The sequence below is a fragment of the Kitasatospora sp. NPDC059577 genome (assembly GCF_042735475.1).
Classification (GTDB): domain Bacteria; phylum Actinomycetota; class Actinomycetes; order Streptomycetales; family Streptomycetaceae; genus Kitasatospora.
On the sequence record NZ_JBHWBZ010000035.1, the window covers coordinates 42194 to 60216 of the forward strand.

Genomic DNA, 18023 nt, shown 5'->3' on the forward strand with positions numbered 1-18023 from the left:
CAGCGCCCCTCACCGCCCCTCCCCCCCACCCAGCCCCCCGGCGGCCCCCCCCCCCGCCCCCCCCGCCCCCACCCCCCCCCCCCCCGCGCCCCCGCAAGCCCCTGGTCGTCCTGCACGTCGTCGCCTCGGTGAGCTGGCTGGCCCTGATGCTCTGCCTGCTCACCCTGGCGGTGGCGGCACTGACGACCGGGGACGCCGACCGGCTGCGCACCGCCTACCGGGCGATGGGCATGCTCGGCGACGCCCTGGTGCTGCCGCTCAGCCTGCTCACCTTCCTGAGCGGGGTCGTGCTCGGGCTCGGCACGTCCTGGGGCCTGTTCCGGTACTACTGGGTGAGCACCAAGTTCTGGCTGACGCTGGCGGCGATGGCGGCCTCGATCTTCGCCCTGACCGCCCGGCTGCACGATGCGGTGCGCGCGGTGGACGCGCATCCGACCGGCCCGATCCGGGCGGAGGACCTCGGCTTCGTCCGCTACAACACGGTGATCGTCCCGGCGGTCGCCCTCTCGCTCTACCTCTTCACCGTGATCCTCTCGGTGTACAAGCCCTGGGGTCGCCGTCCGGCCGAGGGCGCCCGCCCGGACCGCATACCGGAGGCGGGTGCCTGAGCCGCAGCTCGTCGGTCGTCGGTTGTCGGCCGTCTGCCCTCAGGCCGATCACCCGAGGGGCCGGGATCCGGGGGCCAGGGTCCGAGGGGCCGGGGTCCGGGGGGCGGGGGAATGCCCTCGTGGCGGCGGGGGTTCTCCACCCACGTGACCAGCGCTACGCCCGCCGTCAGGCTCTCCGTGCTCGACCGTTCCCGCACCCGGCAGGGCGAGGAGCCGGCCAGGGCGCTGCGCGACACGGTGGGCTTCGCCCGTGAGGCCGAGCGGCTCGGCTACCACCGGTTCTGGGTCTCCGAGCACCACGGGGTGCCGGGGGTCGCCGGTTCGGCGCCCACCGTGCTCGCGGCGGCGGTGGCGGCGGTCACCTCGCGCATCCGGGTCGGCACCGGCGGGGTGATGCTGCCCAACCACCAGCCGATGGTGGTGGCCGAACAGTTCGGCGTGCTCGCGGCGCTGTTCCCCGGCCGGATCGACATGGGACTCGGCCGCTCGGTGGGCTTCACCGACGGTGTCCGGCGGGCGCTCGGTCGGGAGAAGGACGCTGCGGACGACTTCGGAGCCCAGCTGGCCGAACTGATCGGCTACTTCGACGGCTCGCAGCGGGCGCACCGGGGCGTCCACGCCCGGCCCGCCGAGGGGCTGCACGTCCCGGCCTTCGTCCTGGCCACCGGTGCGGGCGCGGACCACGCCGCCGACGCCGGGCTGCCGTTGGTCATCGCCGCCGCGCGCGGGGAGGAGCGGATGCTCGCGGCGATCGACCGCTACCGCACCCGGTTCCGCCCCTCCGCGCAGGCCGCCGAGCCCTACGTGGTGGTCTCGGGGACGGTCGCGGTGGCCGAGACCGCAGAGCTGGCCCACGAACTGCTCGTCCCGGAGGCCTGGTCCGGCGCGTACTCCCGCACCCATGGCGAGTTCCCGCCACTGGCCCCCGCCGCCGAGGTCCGCGCCCGGCCGATGACGGAGCGGGAGCGGGCCGCGTACGAGCAGTCGCTCAAAGGTCACATCGCCGGAACCCCGGAGCAAGCCGCCGCCGAGCTGGCCGCACTGGTGGAGCGCAGCGGCGCGGACGAGTTCCTGGTCACCACCAGCACCTACGACCGCACCGCGCTGCTCGACTCCTACCGTCTGCTCGCCGAGGCGGTCGGCCAGGGCGCGATTTCTGACCAGGTGTGATGACCTGCTAATGTTCTTCTTGTCGAGAGGAAGTGATCTTCCGGAAAGCGGATCTCTCGGACATGCGTCAGCGGTGCTACCAGAGCACGTCCTACTTTCAGTAGGAAGAGTCCGTGCGACCCGGGCCTGGCGCTCCACTCGAAGGGGCTCGTTCCGTCCAGCGGAACGGGCCCCTTCGTCATGCCCGGAGTTCATGGCGGCCCGCGCCTCATGAGCGTCCCTCACGGTGACTGTGATGAGCGCCCCTCATGGACCCGTCATGAGGGCCCCTCATGGCCGGCGTCATGAGCGTCGTTCATCGCCCGGCGTCATGAACGTTGCTCATCATCGAGCCTCGGATGTTCGCCTCTCGCCCGTGTGTCCCTTTATCGCACTTCAGGTCTCGAAACCCCCTGGCGCGGCTCGGTATCAGCCAAGGTCCCGTGCCAGGTGGCCGAGGAGCGCCGTTCCCGAACGATCGACCAGCCAGCGGATTCGTCCGTCGAGCCGGGCTGACGCATCGTCATACCTTGGCTGGAACTAGCTGCTTCTGGTGTGAATATGCCATTGGAATGTTCGTCATATGGAAACCGGCAGTAGCCTTCCGTGTCGAACCTGCCACTGCTCGTGGCGATCCGGCCGGTGCCGCGCAGCGCCCGGCCGCCCAGACCCCGCGAAGGAGCCGGTGTGCCGGGTATCGACGAATGCCTCTCCGGAGCGATGGCGATCGCCGGAGCCCGCGCCGCGAGCCTGGTCGACTGGAGCAGCGGGCTCGCCCTCGGCAGCGTCGGCGAGAGCCCGACGGGCGAGCACGAGACCTCCGCGGCCGAGGCAACGGACCTGGTCCGGGCGGCTGTCGAGAGTCAGACCTTCACGGTGGCGGAGGACCGGCGATCCCCGTTGGAGGACATCATCGTCACTGCCGGCCGCAGTTACCACCTGATCCGCTTCATCGACACCGTCTTCGACAGCCGACTCGTCCTGCACCTCTGGTTGGACCGTACGGAAGGCAACCTCGCCGTCGCCCGCTTCCGTCTCCAGGCGCTGGCCGAGGAACTGGTGCTGGGGTGAACTCGACGACCGTGACATCCGTACGCCCCCTCGCGGCCGTCGCATTTCGGCCGTCGGCCCGCCCGTCCGTCGGCGCAGCCCGACCCGGCGCCGTTCCCGGGCGGTGGGCCGCGTGACGACCGCCACCGGTACCGTCCCGCCCCTGACGGAGTACGCCGCGCCGAGGACGCCGGGCGAGGCGCTCTCCCTACTCGCCGACCGCCGGGCAACCGGCGCCCTGCACGGCCCGCTCGGCACCCTCCACCTGGTCGACGGCGAGGTGGCCGGCGCCGAATCCCCGCGCGCACCCGGCCTGGCCGACCTGCTCACCGGTTGCGGCCGGATCACCCCCGAGGGCTGGTCGGAACTCCTCCAACTGCACGGCCTGCAGGCGCGGGTCGGCGACGCGCTCGTCGAACGAGGGCTGCTCACCCGGGGTGAGCTCGAACTCGGGCACCTGGGAACCCTGTTCGACGCCGCCTTCTTCGTCCTCGCCGATCCGGCCGGCGGCCTCTGGCGGTTCGAGCCCGACGTCCGGCACTGGCTCGGACCGGTCGCCGCCGTCGCGCCGGACCGGCTCCGCCGCGAGGTCGAACGCCGCCGTCGGCTCCTCGACCGGATCTGGCCCTGGGCGCAGCTCGACACCGCGCCGGTCCGCCCGGTCGAACACAGCCGCCGGCCCTCCCACCGTCCGCCGGGCCGCCGCCGGCGCGAGCTGCTCGACCACGCCGACGGACGAAGAACCCCGGCGGACCTGGCCCGTCTGCTCGGTCGCTCCGGCTTCGGGGTCACGGCGGACGTCCGGCGCCTGGCCGCGGCCGGACTGCTGGACGCGCCGGGACCGGTCCTGCCGACGCCAGTCGTTCCTGGCCCCGTCATGCCTGGCCCCGTCATGCCTGGCCCCGTCATGCCTGGGCCCGTCACGCCCGGGCCCGCGGCACCGGCCCCGGTCGCACTCGTCCCCGCCGTTCCGCAACCGGCTGCGCCGCGACCCGCCGTTCCGCAACCGGCTGCGCCGCGACCCGCCGTCCCGCAACCGGCTGCGCCGCAACCCGCCGCATTGCACCCTGCCACGATGTCGCCCGCCCTCCACCCGCCGACCGCGCCGCCGGCCGTCGGGCCCGCCCTCGGGGGGACGACGCCCGGTGGCCTGCACCGCCGGATCCCCGGCGCCTCCCTGCGCGGTGTCAGGGTGACGGGTGCCAGGGCCACGGGTGTCAGGGTGACCGGTGCCCCGGACGCCGCCGTCGCAGCGACCGGAGCCGCGACCGCCCACCCCGCCCGGGTCGGCTCCGCGGTCGCCCCGCCCTCGACGGAGTACGCCGCGCCGACCGACGACGGAACGCCGGCCCGCCCCGAACGCCAGACCATCCCGGCAGCGGCCCGCCCGCTGGCCGTCCCCGACCCGGACATCGCGCTGCTGACCCGGGTCCGAGACCTTCTGGAGGCCCGACTTTGACCCAGTCCCCGCCCGCGACCCCGCCGTTCCGGCCATGAGGCGGGCACTCAAGCAGCGTGTCGGAAGGAGACAACTGATCGCCTTGGAGACCGAGCTGCTCGCCGAACTGCGTGCCTGCAAGCACCGCGTCCCGCACCTCGCGGGCGGTCTGGTGGCCAGCGTGGACGGCCTGCTGGTCGCGCACGACACCCACGGGACCGAACCCACCGGCCTGGCCGCGATGACGGCGGCCTCGCTGTCGCTGGCCCAACGACTTGCCGACAGCACCGGCCAGGGCGAGTTCCGGGAGTCGCTGGTGCGCGGCGAGTACGGCTACGTCGCGACCTACGCGGCGGGCGGCAGCTGTGTGCTGACACTGCTGGCGCACCCGGACGTCAACGTCGGCCGCCTCCACCTGGAGGCCCGTCGCAGCGCCCAACGCATCGCCGGGCTGCTCAACGACGCCCTCGTGCCCAAGGACCCGCGCGACGCGGGCTGACCCGAACCACCCACCGCACCTCACCACACCCACACACGAACGGGAGTTACCCAGATGACCGACGCAGCCGGCGCACTCAAGCAGGCCATGACCAGCATCGAGGGCGCCATCGGTGCCGCCCTGGTCGACTACAACAGCGGTATGGCGCTCGCCACCCTCGACGGCCCCGGCGGTTTCGACCTCAACGTCGCCGCGGCCGGGAACACCGACGTGGTCCGCGCCAAGATGCGCACCATGGACATGCTCGGCCTGGCGGACGGGATCGAGGACATCCTGATCACCCTGTCCAGCCAGTACCACCTGATCCGCCCGCTCACCGGCCGCACCGGCAAGGGCCTGTTCCTCTACCTCGCGCTGGACAAGGGCCGCGCCAACCTGGCCATGGCCCGTCACCAGCTCTCCAAGGTCGAAGCCGACCTGGAGGTCTGACGACGCCCACCCGGGCACCGGAGGAGTCCCCGGCGGCGGCTCAGGCCCCGCCGGGCTCCCCTTCCCGCCGGGCTCCCCACCTGGCCGGGATCCCCCTCGACGGGTTCCCCCGTCGGGCTCCCCTCCCCGCGGGGCGCCCTTCCCACCGCGGACGGTGTCTCGACGAACCCCGCGCCCGCTAGGAATCCTCCTGCGCCGACCACCGGACCTCGCCGCCCGGCAGGGCCTCGCACGCCACGCCCGCGGCGGTCCGCACGCTCCACGGCGCCAGTTGCGCGTGCGGCGGGACGGACAGCGCACCGCCGCCGGCGAAATCCAGCTCCAGCCCGCCTGCCAGGGTGATCCGGGCGGTGTCGACGGCCTGCCCGACCAGCGCCAGCAGTGCGGCGCTCGGCTGGACGGTCAGTCCCGGGAAGAAGTGCCCGACTTCCTCCGGTGCGGCGAACGACGGCGCAGCGAACCGGAATTCGTGCACCACCCGGACGGTCACCTCGCCGTCCAGCTGCAGGTCCAGCCATCCGCCTCCGCTGACCGCCTCCACCCGACGGCCGGCCAGCACCTCCGTGATCGCGTTCTGCATGCTCCCAGTCTGTCCCAACCGGGCCCGGTCCATCCGCTCCTCCGGCCGGAGGTCCCGGCGGCTCTCCGGCAGCACGACCGTCGTCCCAGCGGCAGCCGGGTTCACCCGGGCGCAGCCGGGCCACCGTCGGTCACCCGCCCGGAGCCCGCGCCACCGCCCGCCGCCCGCCGCCCGCCGCCCGCCCGCCGTTCGGCGGCCCGACCACTCACCCGCTACCCCACGGCCCGCCCGCGCACCAGCTCGACCGGGCCGCCCGCCCGCTCCCGGGCGGCCAGCGCAGCGGCTGTACGGTCCCAGGAGGGCCCGGTGAGCAGGGCCCGCGCCTCGGCCGGTTCGCAGAGCCGCCACTCCACCAGCTCCTCCTCCTGCAGCACGATCGAGCCGAGCAGCCCGTCGGTCACCGTGCCCCCGTCGTACACGTACACCAGGACGGCGGTGTCCCGGCCGGTCGCCGGATCGGCCCCCGGATCGGCCGCCGCCCCCGGTTGCCAGTCGAGCACCAGCAGCGGCCCGGGTTCGACTTCCCAGCCGAGTTCCTCCCGGGCCTCCCGCCGGGCGGCGGCCCGGGGCGTCTCCCGGTCCGCCTCGACCCCGCCGCCCGGCAGTGTCCAGTACGGTTCCTGCCCGCGCGGTCCGTCCCAGGGCCGCAGCCGGACCAGCAGCACCCGACCGTCGGCGTCGGTGAACAGCGCCCGCGCCTTCGCCCGGATCCGGGGCAGCCGGGCGTAGTAGGTGTCCCGGTCCAGCGGCGGCTCCGACCGCTCCTGGACCTCCGGGTTCAGCCCCGGGGCGGCGGCCAGCCCGAGGTACTCGGGCACCGGTGCGTCGGCGGGCAGTTCCCGCAGCGTGTGGCCGACCGGCCGGCTGTCCTCCAGTTCCAGCGGCCCGGCGGTCCGCGGCACCCGCAGACAGGCCGTCACCCGGCGCGACAGCAGGGGTGGCAGTGCCCGGCCCGCCTGTTCGGTGGTCAGCCACGTCCATCCGCCGACCTCGGCGGTGTCCGGCCGGATCGCCGCCGCCTGCCGCTCCGTCAGCGGTTCGGCCCAGTACAGGAACGCCACGATCGGCGGGCGGTCCGGGTACAGCGCCCAGTCGACGCAGGCGAGCGGCCCCAGCCGGGGCGTGAACCCGAGTTCCTCGGCGATCTCGCGCAGCGCGGTCTCCCGCAGCGACCGGTCGGTGGGCTCCCATCCGCCGCCCGGGATCGCCACCGGATGTGTCCGGTCGTACGGCAGCCGTACCACCATCAGTCGCCCGTCCCGGTCCGGGAACAGCACCCCGGCCGCCGCCAGGATCCCCCGACCGCTCTGGTCCGTGCTCTCCACCCCGACTCCCTCCGCCGTAGCCTCTCCCGGTCACGACTGCCCGGGCCACCTCCATGGTTCCCGCCCGGCGGCCGTGCCGATCCCCACCGCCGGGTGACCCGCGGCCCGCCGCCCGGCACCCGGCGCGCCGCTGAGCCGCCGCCACCGCCGCTGAGCCGCGCCGCCACCGCCACGCCCGCCAAGCCGCACCCACCGCGCCGCCCAGCCGCACCCGCCGCCGGCTCCCCGCCCCGCCGTCACCCCAGGGAGGCCAGCGCCTGCGCCGCCGCCCGGGCCATCCGTTCGTCGTGCCGCCCGCTCGCGCCGCGCACCCGGGCGGCGGCTTCGGCCGCGGCGAGCGCCAGCAACCCGGGCAGCAGGTCGGTGCTGCGGGCGGCGACCCAGCGGGTGCCCCGGGTGGCCATCCACCACAGGTCGGCGCGCAGGCTCGGCGCGGGTTCGGCCGGTACGGCGGTGGGTGGCGGGCCGAGCGGGTGTCCGGCCTCGGTGAGCAGCCCGTGGAAGCGGCGGGCGATCAGGTGGTGCCCCTCCGCGCTGGGGTGCAGCCGGTCCACGCTCAGCAGCCGCCGTTCCTCCAGCCACGGGAGCTCGGCGAGGTGCAGGTGCACCGCCCGGTGGCGCGCGGTGAGGGCGTGCACCACCGTGTTGACGGCCCGCATCCGCCGGGCCAGCGGGCGGGCGAGTGGCGCGGGGAGCCGGAGCAGGGGGCCGGGGTCGGGCAGGCAGGCGGTCAGCAGGACGGCGCCGTGACCGGACAGTTCGCCCAGGGCGGCGTCCAGCTCCAGCGTGGTGCGCCGGATGTCGAAGCCCGCGCGGAGGGTGTCGTTGCCGCCGACGACCACGGCGGCCAGCTGCGGCCGCAGCGCCAGCGCGGCCGGGACCTGACCGGTCGTCAGGTCGACGGTCAGTGCGCCGCTGTGCGCCAGGTTGGTGAACTCGGCCTCCCGGCCGTCGGGCACCAGTGAGTGTGCCAGGACGGCGGCCCAGCCGCGCCACCCCTCGTCCACCGCGTCCCCGACTCCTTCCGTCAGCGAGTCGCCGAGCGCGACGAACCGCGTCAACTCGCCGGCCGGGGAGCGGCCTTGCGCCACCCGGTCAGGACCGGTGCCGAGCTTGCTCATCGGGTCCCCCTTCCACCGCGGGGCCGTTCCGGACGCCGTGCGCCGCCAGGAACGCCGTCACCGCCGCCGGCCAGCCGTACCGCTCGGCCTGCGCGCGGGCGGCGGAGCGCCGGACGCCCTCCGGCCGGTCCAGTAACTGGCGCACCGCGGAGGCGAATCCGCCGCCGGAGTCGGGGGCCGCCACGCCGGCGAGCCCGACCAGGCCGGGCAGGGCGGAGGAGCGGCTGACCGCGACCGGCGTTCCGCAGGCCAGCGCCTCCATCGCGGCCAGCCCGAAGGTCTCCACCGGCCCGGGCGCGAGCACCACGTCCGCGCAGCCCAGCAGCCGGGCCAGTGCCTCGCGCCCGCTCAGGTGCCCGAGGAAGCGCACCGGCAGCCGCAGCCGCGCGGCCCGGTCCGCCAGCCGGTCCCGCAGCGGACCGGTCCCGGCGACCACGAGGACGGCGGGCACCCGCCGTGCCCGCAGCGCGGCCAGCGCCTCGACCGCCCGCTCGGGACGCTTCTCCGCCGAGAGCCGCGAGCACAGCACCAGCAGCACGTCCTCCGGGGCGGCGTACCGGGCCCGTTCGGCCGCCCGCTCGACCCGCGTCAGCGGCCGCATCGTCTCCAGGTCCACTCCGAGCGGCGCCCGGACGAGGTTCGGGGTGCCGATCCGCCGGAACTCCGCCGCCGCCCAGTCGGTGGTGCACAGCACCGAGTCGTAGCTCCGGGCGGTCGCCGCGTTGAGCCGGTCGGCGGCCGCGTTCGCCAGCGGCCCGGGCACGCCCCGGGTGCGCAGCACCCCGGTGGCGCTCTCGTGCGACACCATCACCGAGCGCACCCCGTGCCGGCGGGCCCAGGCGCCGGTCCAGCGCAGGGTGGTGCGGTCGGACACCTCCAGCCGGTCGGGGGAGAGCCGGGTCAGCTCGGCGGCCACGGCCCGGCGGTCGGTGAGCAGCCGGTAGCCGCCGCCGGCCGGCAGCACCGGTCCCGGCAGGGTGAGCACCAGGCCCTGTTCGGTCTCCTCCTCGGAGCGCCGCCCGCCGGGCACGATCAGCACCGGCCGGTGCCCGGCCGCCCGGTATCCGGCGCCGAGGTGCCGCAGCGCGGTGCGCAGGCCGCCGGAGACCGGGGTGACGAAGTTGGCGAGCCGCACGATGGTCAGCGCCTCGCCGTACGGGGCGGAGGTCATGCCGGCAGCTCCTCCGGCAGGGCGTCCGCGGCCGCCGGGCCCTTCGCGAGCGGTTCGACCGGCGCCGGTGCGGGCGGCGCCACCGGCAGCCCCCGGTGCTCCGCCAGCACCTCGGCGTAGTGCCGCAGCAGCTGGTCCCCGACCGCCTCCCAGGTGCGCGCGGTCACCTCCGCCCGGCCCGCCTGCCCGTACGCCGCCCTCCGTGCCGGGTCGGCGGCCAGTTCGGCGACCGCCCGGGCCACCGCGGCGCCGTCCCGCGGCGGCACCAGCAGTCCGGTGCGGTGGTGCGCCACCAGGTCCAGCGGGCCGCCGGCGGCCGGGCCGATCACCGGTACCCCGCTCGCCATCGCCTCCTGGATGGTCTGGCAGAAGGTCTCCAGCGGGCCGGTGTGCACGAACGTGTCCAGCGTCGCGAAGCAGCGGGCGAGTTCCTCGCCCGTCCGGCGGCCGAGGAACACCGCACCGGGCATCGAGGCCTTCAGTCCGGGAGCGGAGGGCCCGTCCCCGACGATCACCACGCGTACCCCGGGTAGCGCCGAGGCGGCCGTCAGCAGGTCGACCCGTTTCTCCGGCGCCAGCCGCCCGACGTACCCGACGAGCACTTCCCCGCCCGGGGCGAGTGCCCGGTGCAGTGCCTCGTCCCGGTGCCGCGGGTGGAACCGCACCGAGTCCACGCCGCGCGGCCACAGCTGCACCCGGGGCACGCCGTGCGCGGTCAGGTCCTGCGCGGCCGGGGTGGACGGCGCGAGGGTGCGGGCGGCCGCCCGGTGCACGGCCCGGATCCGCCGCCACGCGGCGGCCTCCCCGAGCCCCCGTCCGGCCCGGTAGGCGTGCGCGTACCCGGCGAGGTCGGTCTGGTAGACGGCCACGGCGGGCACCCCGAGCCGGGCCGCGACCTGTCCGCCGCGCGCGCCGAGCACGAACGGGCTGGCCAGGTGCACGATGTCCGGCCGGTGTCCGGCGACCGCGGCCGCGAGCTGTCGGCTGGGCAGCGCGATCCGCACCTGTGGGTACCCGGGCAGCGGCATCGACGGAATGCGCACCACGGGGATCTCCGCCGCCTCGGCACTCCCGAAGCTCTCCGGCGGGCACTCCGCGCCCCGCGCCGGCGCGGGGGTGACGACGAGGGGCCGATGGCCCCGGCGGACCAGGTGCTCGGCCGTCCGCAGCACGCTGTGGGCGACCCCGTTGACCTCGGGCGGAAAGGACTCGGTGACGATGACGACACGCATGCCAGAGTTCTGTCCGCACCCGGCGTGCACCCGGCCAAAGGGATCTGTCGAACAAGCGAACGCGGGTCGGCGATTTGCACCACCGACCCGCGTCTCCTGGCGCCTGCTGCGGTCCAGGCCTCACACCGACCCGGCGGCCTCCTTGAGCTCGGCGTACGGCGCGAGCTTGCGGATCGACTCGATGCTCTTCAGGCAGTCGTCCTTGGTCTCCTCCGGGTCCCCGGTCACCACGACCGACCCGTTGCTCGCCTTGAGCCGGAACCGGTGCATCCCGGTCTCGTCCACGTACAGCTCGAATCTGCCCGCCATGTCAGCAACAGCCTTCCGCTCGGATGACCCCCTGGCCCGCACCGTAGGCCGCGGGGGCGCTGCGGGGCGCGCGGAGAGTGGCGTTCGAGTGGACTCCGCGGGGGAGCGCCCTGGTCCCGCGACGTCGGCGCCCCGCACCGTGACCCGGAGGGCCGGTGCGGGGCGCCGTTGCACGTGTGCCGCCACTCGGGCGCCGTCGAAGGGGCGCGGTCGAAGGGGCGCCGTCACTCGGGTGCCGTCGATGCGGCGCCGTCAGGGGGACGCCGGTCAGCAGCCGTTGAGGATGCCGGTCAGCGCGGTCTTCTCGGCGCTGTCGACGCCGAGGCCGTAGTACTGCTTGACCTGGACCCAGGCGCGGGCGTAGGTGCAGCGGTAGGAGGCCTGGGGGAGCCACTCGGCGGGGTCGCGGTCGCCCTTGGAGCGGTTACTGCTCGCGGAGACCAGGAGCAGCTGGGGGCGGGTGACGTCGTTGGCGAAGGCCTGGCGCTGGGCGGTGGTCCAGGACCAGGCGCCGGAGGCCCAGGCCTCGGAGAGCGGCACCAGGTGGTCGACGTCGAACGAGGAGGCGTTGGTGGTGGTCGCGTTGTCGTACGGCGAGGACCAACTGCCGCTGGTGGCCTTGCAGGAGGTGTCGGTGGCGACGTTGCTGCCGTCCCGCTTGACGACCCACTCGCGGGTGTCGCAGGTGCCGCTGATGGTGATCCAGGTCGGGAACAGCGTCCGGTCGTAGGTGCTCGCGTGGCTCTCGGCGGTGGCGGGCATCGCGGCGAGGTAACTGCGGGCGGTGGCTGCGGAGATCGGGGTCGGCAGGGCGGCCTGGGCGGGGGTGCCGGCCGTGAGCACGGTGGCGGCGGCGAGTGCGGCGGCGGCCGGGAGGCAGGACAGGAACCGGCGTATGGACGCGGTGGGGGCCATGGCGAACGCTCCATCATCTCATCGGATGAGCTGCTGAGTTGCGTGCGCCAGTGTGGCGAACCCGTCGGCTACGCGGGTAGACCCGGGAGGTGAAATCCTCGTGGACAACCGGTCTTTACCGGTCCATTGCCTGCCGATTGCCGGACGAATCCGGCAGTCGGCAAGGGAGTCGGGCGCCCGTCCGGTGGCCCGGCCGCCGACCCGGAGGTCAGCTGCGGCGCCGTCCCGCCATCCAGACGTAGACCAGGATCCCCGCGAAGAGGAACAGCACGCCCTGGTAGACGGCCGCGTAGCCGGCGCCGGCCAGGAGCCAGAGGGAGAAGACGAAGGCGCCGAGCCCGAGCACCGCGTCGCGGACGAGCCGGCCGTTGTCCACCTTGTCGGTGGCGCCGCGGACCAGCCAGTACAACTGGGCGGCGGTGGAGAGCAGGTAGGGCACGGTGGCGGTGAAGGTGGTGACCAGCACCAGGGTGTCGAAGGCGCCCTTCGCGCCGCTGGCGAAGTCGAGGACGGTCAGCGCCGAGGCCAGGGCGACGCTCACCACCACGCCGAAGACCGGCACGCCGCGCCGTTCCTTCCCGAAGGCGGCCGGGAACAGGCCGTCCTTGGCGGCCGCGTACGGGGCCTGGGCGGCCAGCAGGGTCCAGCCGTTGAGGGCGCCGGTCATCGAGACCAGTGCGGCGACGGCGATCGCCGTGCCACCCCAGGAGCCGCCGAACATGGCGTCCACGGCGTCGGAGAACGGTGCGGCGGAGTGGACCAGCCGCTCGTGCGCGACGCTGCCGAAGACCGCGAGCGTGCCCAGCAGGTAGACCACCGCCGCGCCGGTGGTACCGAGCACGCTGGCCCGACCGACGTTGCGCTCCGGGTCGCGGACCTTGCCCGCGCTCATCGCAGCGGACTCCACGCCCAGGTAGCTGAACAGCAGGATCGCCGCGGCGGCGGTCATGCCGCCCGCCCAGCCCTGGCCGTTGCCGTCGAAGGGGCCGAGGTTCTTCGGGTCGAAGAAGAACAGGCCGCCGACCGAGACCAGGAGCAGCGGGACGAACTTCAGGACGGTGGAGACGAGTTGGACGGCCCCGACGTACCTGGTCCCGGCCAGGTTCGCCAGCGCGGGAAGCCACTGGAAAGCCAGTGCGGCGGTGATGCTGAGCGCGGTGGAGTGGCCGACGGGCAGCAGCACGTCGAGGTAGCCGACGGCGGCGACGGCGAGCGCGGCGTTGCTGACCCAGGTGGTGATCCAGTACGACCAGGCGGACAGGAAGCCGGCGAAGTCACCGAAGGCCTCCCGGGCGTAGACGTACGGTCCGCCGGTGCGCGGGTTGCGGCGGGCCAGTTGCCCGAAGACCAGGGCCAGCGCGATCGCGCCCACGGTGAGCACCGCGAAGGCGACCAGGCTGACCGTCCCGTACGGGGCGACGGCGGCCGGGATCATGAAGATGCCGCCGCCGATGATGTTGCCCGTCACCAGGGCGGTGGCGGTCGCGAGCCCGAAGCGGCCGTTCTTCGCGGGGGTGGGGTCGACCGGGGCCGGGGTCTCCGGGGCGTTCGGTCGGGTCGCCTGCCGGGGTGCGGCGGGGCTGGTCTGCATGTGGGTGGTGCGCCTTTCGTGGTCCTGCTCGACCTCCGGCGGAGCGCTCGGTGGAGCGCCCGGCGGGGCACTCGGTGGAGCGTCCGGTAGAACGCTCGGTGGAGCGCGCGGAGGGTGCGGAGCGACCGTTCATGCTCGGACCGGGCGACACCTTGCACCAAATCGACGGGATTTGTTCAGCCGGTCCGGCGCTTCGCCGCAAGTCTTGCGGTGCGGCGGCGGCCCGGCGGGCACTCGTCCGGCGCGGTCCGCCCGGCCGATCGACCGCATGCGCGAACGGGCCCCCGGTTCGTCCGGGAGGGGGAGTTGCATCACCCGAATGCCTCAGTCGGGTTGCGATGGAGGCGGGTTCGTGCGCGTTCGTGTGCAAACCTGTGCCGGTGCTGCGGGGTGGCCGGGTGTGCTTGTGGCCGGCCCCGGGGCGCTTCTCCTTTCCATGCCAGAGACCACCCAAAGGACATCTGATGTCGTTTCGTGGAAACGTCCGCAAGCTCGCCGTGATCGCCGCCGTGACGGGCGCCGCCGCCTTCGCGGTGCCGGTGCCGGCGATGGCCGCTTGGCACGCGTCGGACTCGTCCAGCTCGGCGAGCCTGGAGACGGGTTCGGCCGGTGTCGGCCTGTTCGGCCCGCACGCCAGCTGGCTCAACGCGCACGAGCACTCCGACGACAAGTGCATCGGCGACTGCTGACCGACGCCTGACCGGCTGTCGATCGAGGACCGGGCCCGGGAACCGCCGCAGCGGTTCCCGGGCTCACTCCTGTCCGCCCGGCGGAGCCGCCGCGACCGGGGCCGCGACCGCGTCCGGTCGGGACAGCCGCCCCGGCCACCAGATGTGCCGGTCGAGGTCCATGGTGAGCGCCGTGACCAGCACCGAACGCACGATCAGGGTGTCGAGCAGCACGCCGAGGGCCACCGCGAAGCCGATCTCGGCGAAGCCCACGATCGGCAGGGTGCCGAGCACGGCGAAGGTGCTGGCCAGGATCAGGCCGGCCGAGGTGATCACGCCACCGGTGGCGGACAGCCCGTTCAGCGCCCCCTGCCGGGTGCCGTGCTGGGCGGACTCCTCCCGGATCCGGGTCATCAGGAAGATGTTGTAGTCGATCCCCAGCGCGACCAGGAAGACGAAGACGAACAGCGGGAACGCGTTGTCCTGGCCCTGGAAGTGGAAGACGTGCGCGAAGAAGAACGCACTGATCCCGAGCGCCGCCGCGTACGACAGCACCACGGTCGCGATCAGCACCAGCGGCGCCGTGACGGCCCGCAGCAGCAACGCCAGGATCAGCAGCACCACGCCGAGGACCAGCGGGATGATCGCCCGGTTGTCGGCGGCGGAGGCGCGCCCGGCGTCCAGTACGACGGCGGTGCTCCCGCCGACCTTGGCGTCCGCGTTCGGCACGGCGTGCACGGCGGCCCGCACCCGGTCGACGGTGTCCTTGGCGGCCTGGCTGTCCGGCGGGTCGGCGAGGGTGGCCTGGAACAGGGCCTGCCCTTCGCGGATGACCGGCGGCGTGGTGGCCGCGACCCCGGCCGTCGTCCTGGCGGCGTCCCGGACGGCGGGCGCGCCGGTGTCGGTGGAGATGACGGTGAGCGGTGCGCCCGTTCCGCCGGGGAAGTGCTGCTCCAGCACCTGCTGGCCGATCACCGAGTCCGGTTTGCCGGTGAAGGTCCCGGCGGTGCTGAGGCCGTTGGCGTCGAGCGAGACCAGCCCGATGCAGCAGACCCCGAGCGCCAGCGCCGTGGTCACCCACACCTTGCGCGGCCGGCGTCCGATCCAGGTGCCGATGTGCGCCCAGCGGCCGGTCCTGGTCGGCTCCGGCGTGCCGTACCCGGGCCGGACCGGCCAGAACACCCAGCGGCCGACGATCACCAGCAGGGCGGGCAGCAGGGTGAGCATGGCCACGAGGGCGACCAGGACGCCGATCGCGCAGACCGGGCCGAGGCCGCTGGTGGAGTTCATCTGGGCGACCAGCAGGCAGAGCATGGAGATGATCACGGTTGCCGAGGAGGCGAGGATGGCGGGCCCGGCCCGGTGCAGGGCGAACGCCATCGCCTCGTGCCGGTCCTGGTGGCGGCGCAACTCCTCCCGGTAGCGGGCCGTGAGCAGCAGCGCGTAGTCCGTCCCCGCGCCGAGCACCAGGACGATCAGGATGCCGGCGCTCTGCGCGTTGACGGTCAGACCGGAGTGCTTGGCGAGCAGGTAGATGATCGCCTCGGCGACGACCAGCGCCCCGGCCGCCGAGACCAGCGGCAGGACCCACAGCACCGGGCTCCGGTAGGTGAGCAGCAGCAGGATGATCACCACACTGACGGTGGCGACGAGCAGCGCGCTGTCGATGCCCGCGAAGGCCTCGGCCTGGTCGGCGGCGACTCCGCCGGGCCCGGTCACGTGGGTGATCATGCCCTGACTGCCGTCGGCGGCGATCCGGCGCAGCTGGTCGACGGCGGGTTTGAGGTCGTTCCAGCCGTTGCTGCCGATGTCGATCGGCACGGTGGTCTGCATGGCCTGGCCGTCGGTGGACACCACCGGACCGTTCACCGGTCCGACGACGTGCGGCACGGCGGCGAACTGGACGGCGTCGCGGGTGGCCTCGGCCCGGTCGGCGGGGGTGATGCCACCGGCCCGCTGGTACACCACGACGGCCTGGGCGGTGTCCACCGGCTGGAAGACCCGCTGCTCGTCGAGCACCCGGGTGGACTCGGCGTTGCCGGGCAGCCAACTGGACGCCTGGTTGTCCTCGGCGCCCATCAGCTTCCCGGCCAGTGGACCGGCGGCCACCAGCAGCACCAGCCACAGCGCGAGCACCACCCACTTGCTGCGGCGCCCGCACGGCAGCGCGGCGAGGTTCCGGGTCGGAGACATGAAACGACCCCCTGGAAGGCCGGCGGCAGTGATCCGTTCCAGCCTGCCACCGGCCCCGTCATCCGGCAGCTCCAGGCGAGGACGCGGAGGCCGACGCGGATACGGACCGGAACGCCGGAGCGCCGGAACGCCGGTACTCCGGGGCCCGGAGCGCTCAGACGTGGACCGCCGCCCGCTCCCGCAGCTCCTTCAGCACCGTGATGTCCAGCGCGTGGCCCGTGCCGTCCCCGCCGTGCTTGCGATCCGGGGTCTCCACCAGCAGCGGCACGCCGGCCGTCTCCGGGTGCTCGAACAGCTCGCGGAACGGTTCCGCGCCGATCATCCCGGCGCCGATGTTGGCGTGCCGGTCCTTGCGGGCACCGACCACGTCCTCGGAGTCGTTGGCGTGGATCAGCCGTAGCCGGCCCGGACCGGCGGCGGAGGCCAGGGCGTCCAGCGCGGCCGTCACCCCGCCGGGTGCCGCCAGGTCGTGCCCGGCGGCGAAGGCGTGGCAGGTGTCCAGGCAGACCCCGACCTTCGGGTGGCCGTCCAGGGCCTCGACGTACTCGGCCAGTTCCTCCAGCCGTGAGCAGAGCGAGCTGCCCTGGCCGGCGGTCGGTTCCAGCAGCAGCCAGGGCGCGTCCTCGCCGAGCGCGTCGAGTTCGTCCAGCAGTGGCCGGACGTCCTCGCGGACCTGCGCCATCGCCTCGGCCCGGCGCGATCCGCCGTCGGGCGCGGTACCGACCGCCGAGCCGGTGTGGAGCACCACGCCGAGTGCGCCGATGGCGTGTCCGCGGCGCAGCGAGTGGCGCAGCGAGTCGGCCGAGCGTTCGCGGGTGGCCGGGTTGTCCGAGCCGAAGTTGATCAGGTACGGCGCGTGCACCCAGGCCGGGATGCCCTGGTCGGCGCAGGCGGTGCGGAACTCCTCGTCCTGCGCCGGGTTGCCCGGGGGAGTGGCCCAGCCGCGCGGGTTGGCGACGAACACCTGCACCGTCTCGGCACCGACCCGTCGTGCGTACGCCAGTCCCGTCCCGGCCAGCCCGCGTCCGGCCACCGGGACGTGGGCGCCGATCGGGTTGCGGACGGTGGCGACGGGCGGTACGAGCGCGGTGGTCATGGCCCCGAGCATGTCACGGGCCGGGGCGGCGGCGCCGGGCAGGTCGAGGCGGGCGCCGGACGACGGGTCGACGCGGGCGCCCGAGGACCTGGCCTCCCGGGGCCCGGCGAAACGATCCTCTGTACTCCATCGAGTGAATCGGGCGGGGAAACCAGGCCCGGTGACCTCCAGCTCCGTCACGATCCGTGACCAAGGGGACCCGTGACCCCGAGGAGGCGACCGTGACCACCGCCGAACCCGTCGAGACCGTCGACCTGCGCGCCGACCAGCTGATCCGCGACCCCTTCGGGGCCTTCGCCGACCTGCGCGAACGCGCCCCGCTCGCCCGCGCCACCGTCCCCGGCGTGGACCCGGTCCGGATCGCCGTCCGCTACCAGGACGTGCGCACCGTGCTGTCCGACCCCCGCTTCGCCAACGACGTGCACACCGTCGACACCGCGGACGCGGCCGGGTGCCCGGCCGGCCCGGCCCGGGACACCGACGTGCCCGCCCCGGCCCACCGCACCGACCGGACCCCGCCCCGCGCCCACCGGGAAACACCCCCGGGGGGGGGGGGGCCCCGGCGCCGGCGGGGGCGGGGGCGGGCGCCGCGCCCCCCCCCCGCGCCGCGCCCCCCCCCCCCCCCGGCCGCCCGCGCCCCCGCCCCCCC

At 74.7% G+C, this 18023-nt stretch carries 17 protein-coding genes and 1 pseudogene; 8 read left to right on the top strand and 10 right to left on the bottom strand.

Annotated features, from left to right (window positions below):
* Positions 1-128: 128 nt before the first annotated feature.
* The 6 genes from ACFV0O_RS24970 to ACFV0O_RS24995 all read left to right on the top strand — a co-directional run bounded on the left by ACFV0O_RS24970 (position 129) and on the right by ACFV0O_RS24995 (position 5173).
* Positions 129-608, top strand: a complete 480-nt coding sequence (locus ACFV0O_RS24970) for a DUF2269 domain-containing protein (RefSeq protein WP_380345435.1) — start codon at positions 129-131, stop codon at positions 606-608.
* Between the two features lie 144 nt (positions 609-752).
* Complete coding sequence (locus ACFV0O_RS24975; protein ID WP_380345437.1) at positions 753-1778, top strand: LLM class flavin-dependent oxidoreductase; 1026 nt, start codon at positions 753-755, stop codon at positions 1776-1778.
* A gap of 666 nt (positions 1779-2444) precedes the next feature.
* Positions 2445-2828, top strand: a complete 384-nt coding sequence (locus ACFV0O_RS24980) for a hypothetical protein (protein WP_380345439.1) — start codon at positions 2445-2447, stop codon at positions 2826-2828.
* 112 nt (positions 2829-2940) lie between these two features.
* Positions 2941-4266 carry a hypothetical protein gene (locus tag ACFV0O_RS24985; protein WP_380345441.1) on the top strand — a complete coding sequence of 442 codons (1326 nt, stop codon included), beginning with the start codon at positions 2941-2943 and terminating at the stop codon, positions 4264-4266.
* A gap of 82 nt (positions 4267-4348) precedes the next feature.
* Positions 4349-4744 carry a roadblock/LC7 domain-containing protein gene (locus ACFV0O_RS24990; protein ID WP_380345443.1) on the top strand — a complete coding sequence of 132 codons (396 nt, stop codon included), beginning with the start codon at positions 4349-4351 and terminating at the stop codon, positions 4742-4744.
* A 54-nt stretch (positions 4745-4798) separates the two neighbouring features.
* Positions 4799-5173, top strand: a complete 375-nt coding sequence (locus tag ACFV0O_RS24995; RefSeq protein WP_360258194.1) for a hypothetical protein — start codon at positions 4799-4801, stop codon at positions 5171-5173.
* A gap of 178 nt (positions 5174-5351) precedes the next feature.
* On the opposite strand, the gene ACFV0O_RS25000 is transcribed toward ACFV0O_RS24995, so the two are convergent.
* The 8 genes from ACFV0O_RS25000 to ACFV0O_RS25035 all read right to left on the bottom strand — a co-directional run bounded on the left by ACFV0O_RS25000 (position 5352) and on the right by ACFV0O_RS25035 (position 13417).
* Complete coding sequence (locus ACFV0O_RS25000) at positions 5352-5753, bottom strand: DUF6188 family protein (protein WP_380345445.1); 402 nt, start codon at positions 5751-5753, stop codon at positions 5352-5354.
* A 212-nt stretch (positions 5754-5965) separates the two neighbouring features.
* The gene (locus tag ACFV0O_RS25005; RefSeq protein ID WP_380345447.1) at positions 5966-7078 is read right to left on the bottom strand and encodes an NUDIX domain-containing protein; all 1113 of its coding nucleotides are present in this window, start codon (positions 7076-7078) and stop codon (positions 5966-5968) included.
* 236 nt (positions 7079-7314) lie between these two features.
* Positions 7315-8199, bottom strand: coding sequence for an SGNH/GDSL hydrolase family protein (locus tag ACFV0O_RS25010; protein ID WP_380345448.1), 885 nt, complete (start codon positions 8197-8199; stop codon positions 7315-7317).
* Entirely contained in the window at positions 8174-9370 is a 1197-nt protein-coding gene (locus tag ACFV0O_RS25015) for a glycosyltransferase (protein ID WP_380345450.1), read from the bottom strand. Before ACFV0O_RS25015 ends, ACFV0O_RS25010 begins: the two co-directional genes overlap by 26 nt.
* A complete protein-coding gene (locus ACFV0O_RS25020) occupies positions 9367-10602 on the bottom strand; it encodes a glycosyltransferase family 4 protein (RefSeq protein ID WP_380345452.1) in 1236 nt (411 codons plus the stop codon). Before ACFV0O_RS25020 ends, ACFV0O_RS25015 begins: the two co-directional genes overlap by 4 nt.
* A 120-nt stretch (positions 10603-10722) precedes the next feature.
* Positions 10723-10911: a DUF1508 domain-containing protein gene (locus ACFV0O_RS25025; RefSeq protein WP_360258208.1), complete on the bottom strand. Its 189-nt coding sequence runs from the start codon at positions 10909-10911 to the stop codon at positions 10723-10725.
* 267 nt (positions 10912-11178) lie between these two features.
* Positions 11179-11826 (bottom strand): HNH endonuclease family protein, encoded by a 648-nt coding sequence (locus ACFV0O_RS25030; protein ID WP_380345454.1) that lies wholly within the window; start codon positions 11824-11826, stop codon positions 11179-11181.
* Positions 11827-12034: 208 nt separating this feature from the next.
* Positions 12035-13417, bottom strand: coding sequence for an amino acid permease (locus ACFV0O_RS25035; RefSeq protein ID WP_380345456.1), 1383 nt, complete (start codon positions 13415-13417; stop codon positions 12035-12037).
* Positions 13418-13881: 464 nt separating this feature from the next.
* Here ACFV0O_RS25035 and ACFV0O_RS25040 point away from each other — a divergent pair, with 464 nt between their 5' ends.
* Positions 13882-14106: a hypothetical protein gene (locus ACFV0O_RS25040; protein WP_380345458.1), complete on the top strand. Its 225-nt coding sequence runs from the start codon at positions 13882-13884 to the stop codon at positions 14104-14106.
* Between the two features lie 63 nt (positions 14107-14169).
* On the opposite strand, the gene ACFV0O_RS25045 is transcribed toward ACFV0O_RS25040, so the two are convergent.
* Both ACFV0O_RS25045 and ACFV0O_RS25050 read right to left on the bottom strand, forming a co-directional pair.
* Complete coding sequence (locus ACFV0O_RS25045) at positions 14170-16278, bottom strand: MMPL family transporter (RefSeq protein WP_380345460.1); 2109 nt, start codon at positions 16276-16278, stop codon at positions 14170-14172.
* A 154-nt stretch (positions 16279-16432) separates the two neighbouring features.
* On the bottom strand, positions 16433-17374 hold the full coding sequence (locus ACFV0O_RS25050; RefSeq protein ID WP_380345462.1) for a deoxyribonuclease IV: 942 nt from the start codon (positions 17372-17374) through the stop codon (positions 16433-16435).
* A gap of 221 nt (positions 17375-17595) precedes the next feature.
* Between ACFV0O_RS25050 and ACFV0O_RS25055 the strand changes: the two are divergent.
* Positions 17596-18023: pseudogene (locus ACFV0O_RS25055) on the top strand (hypothetical protein); the annotation flags it as partial.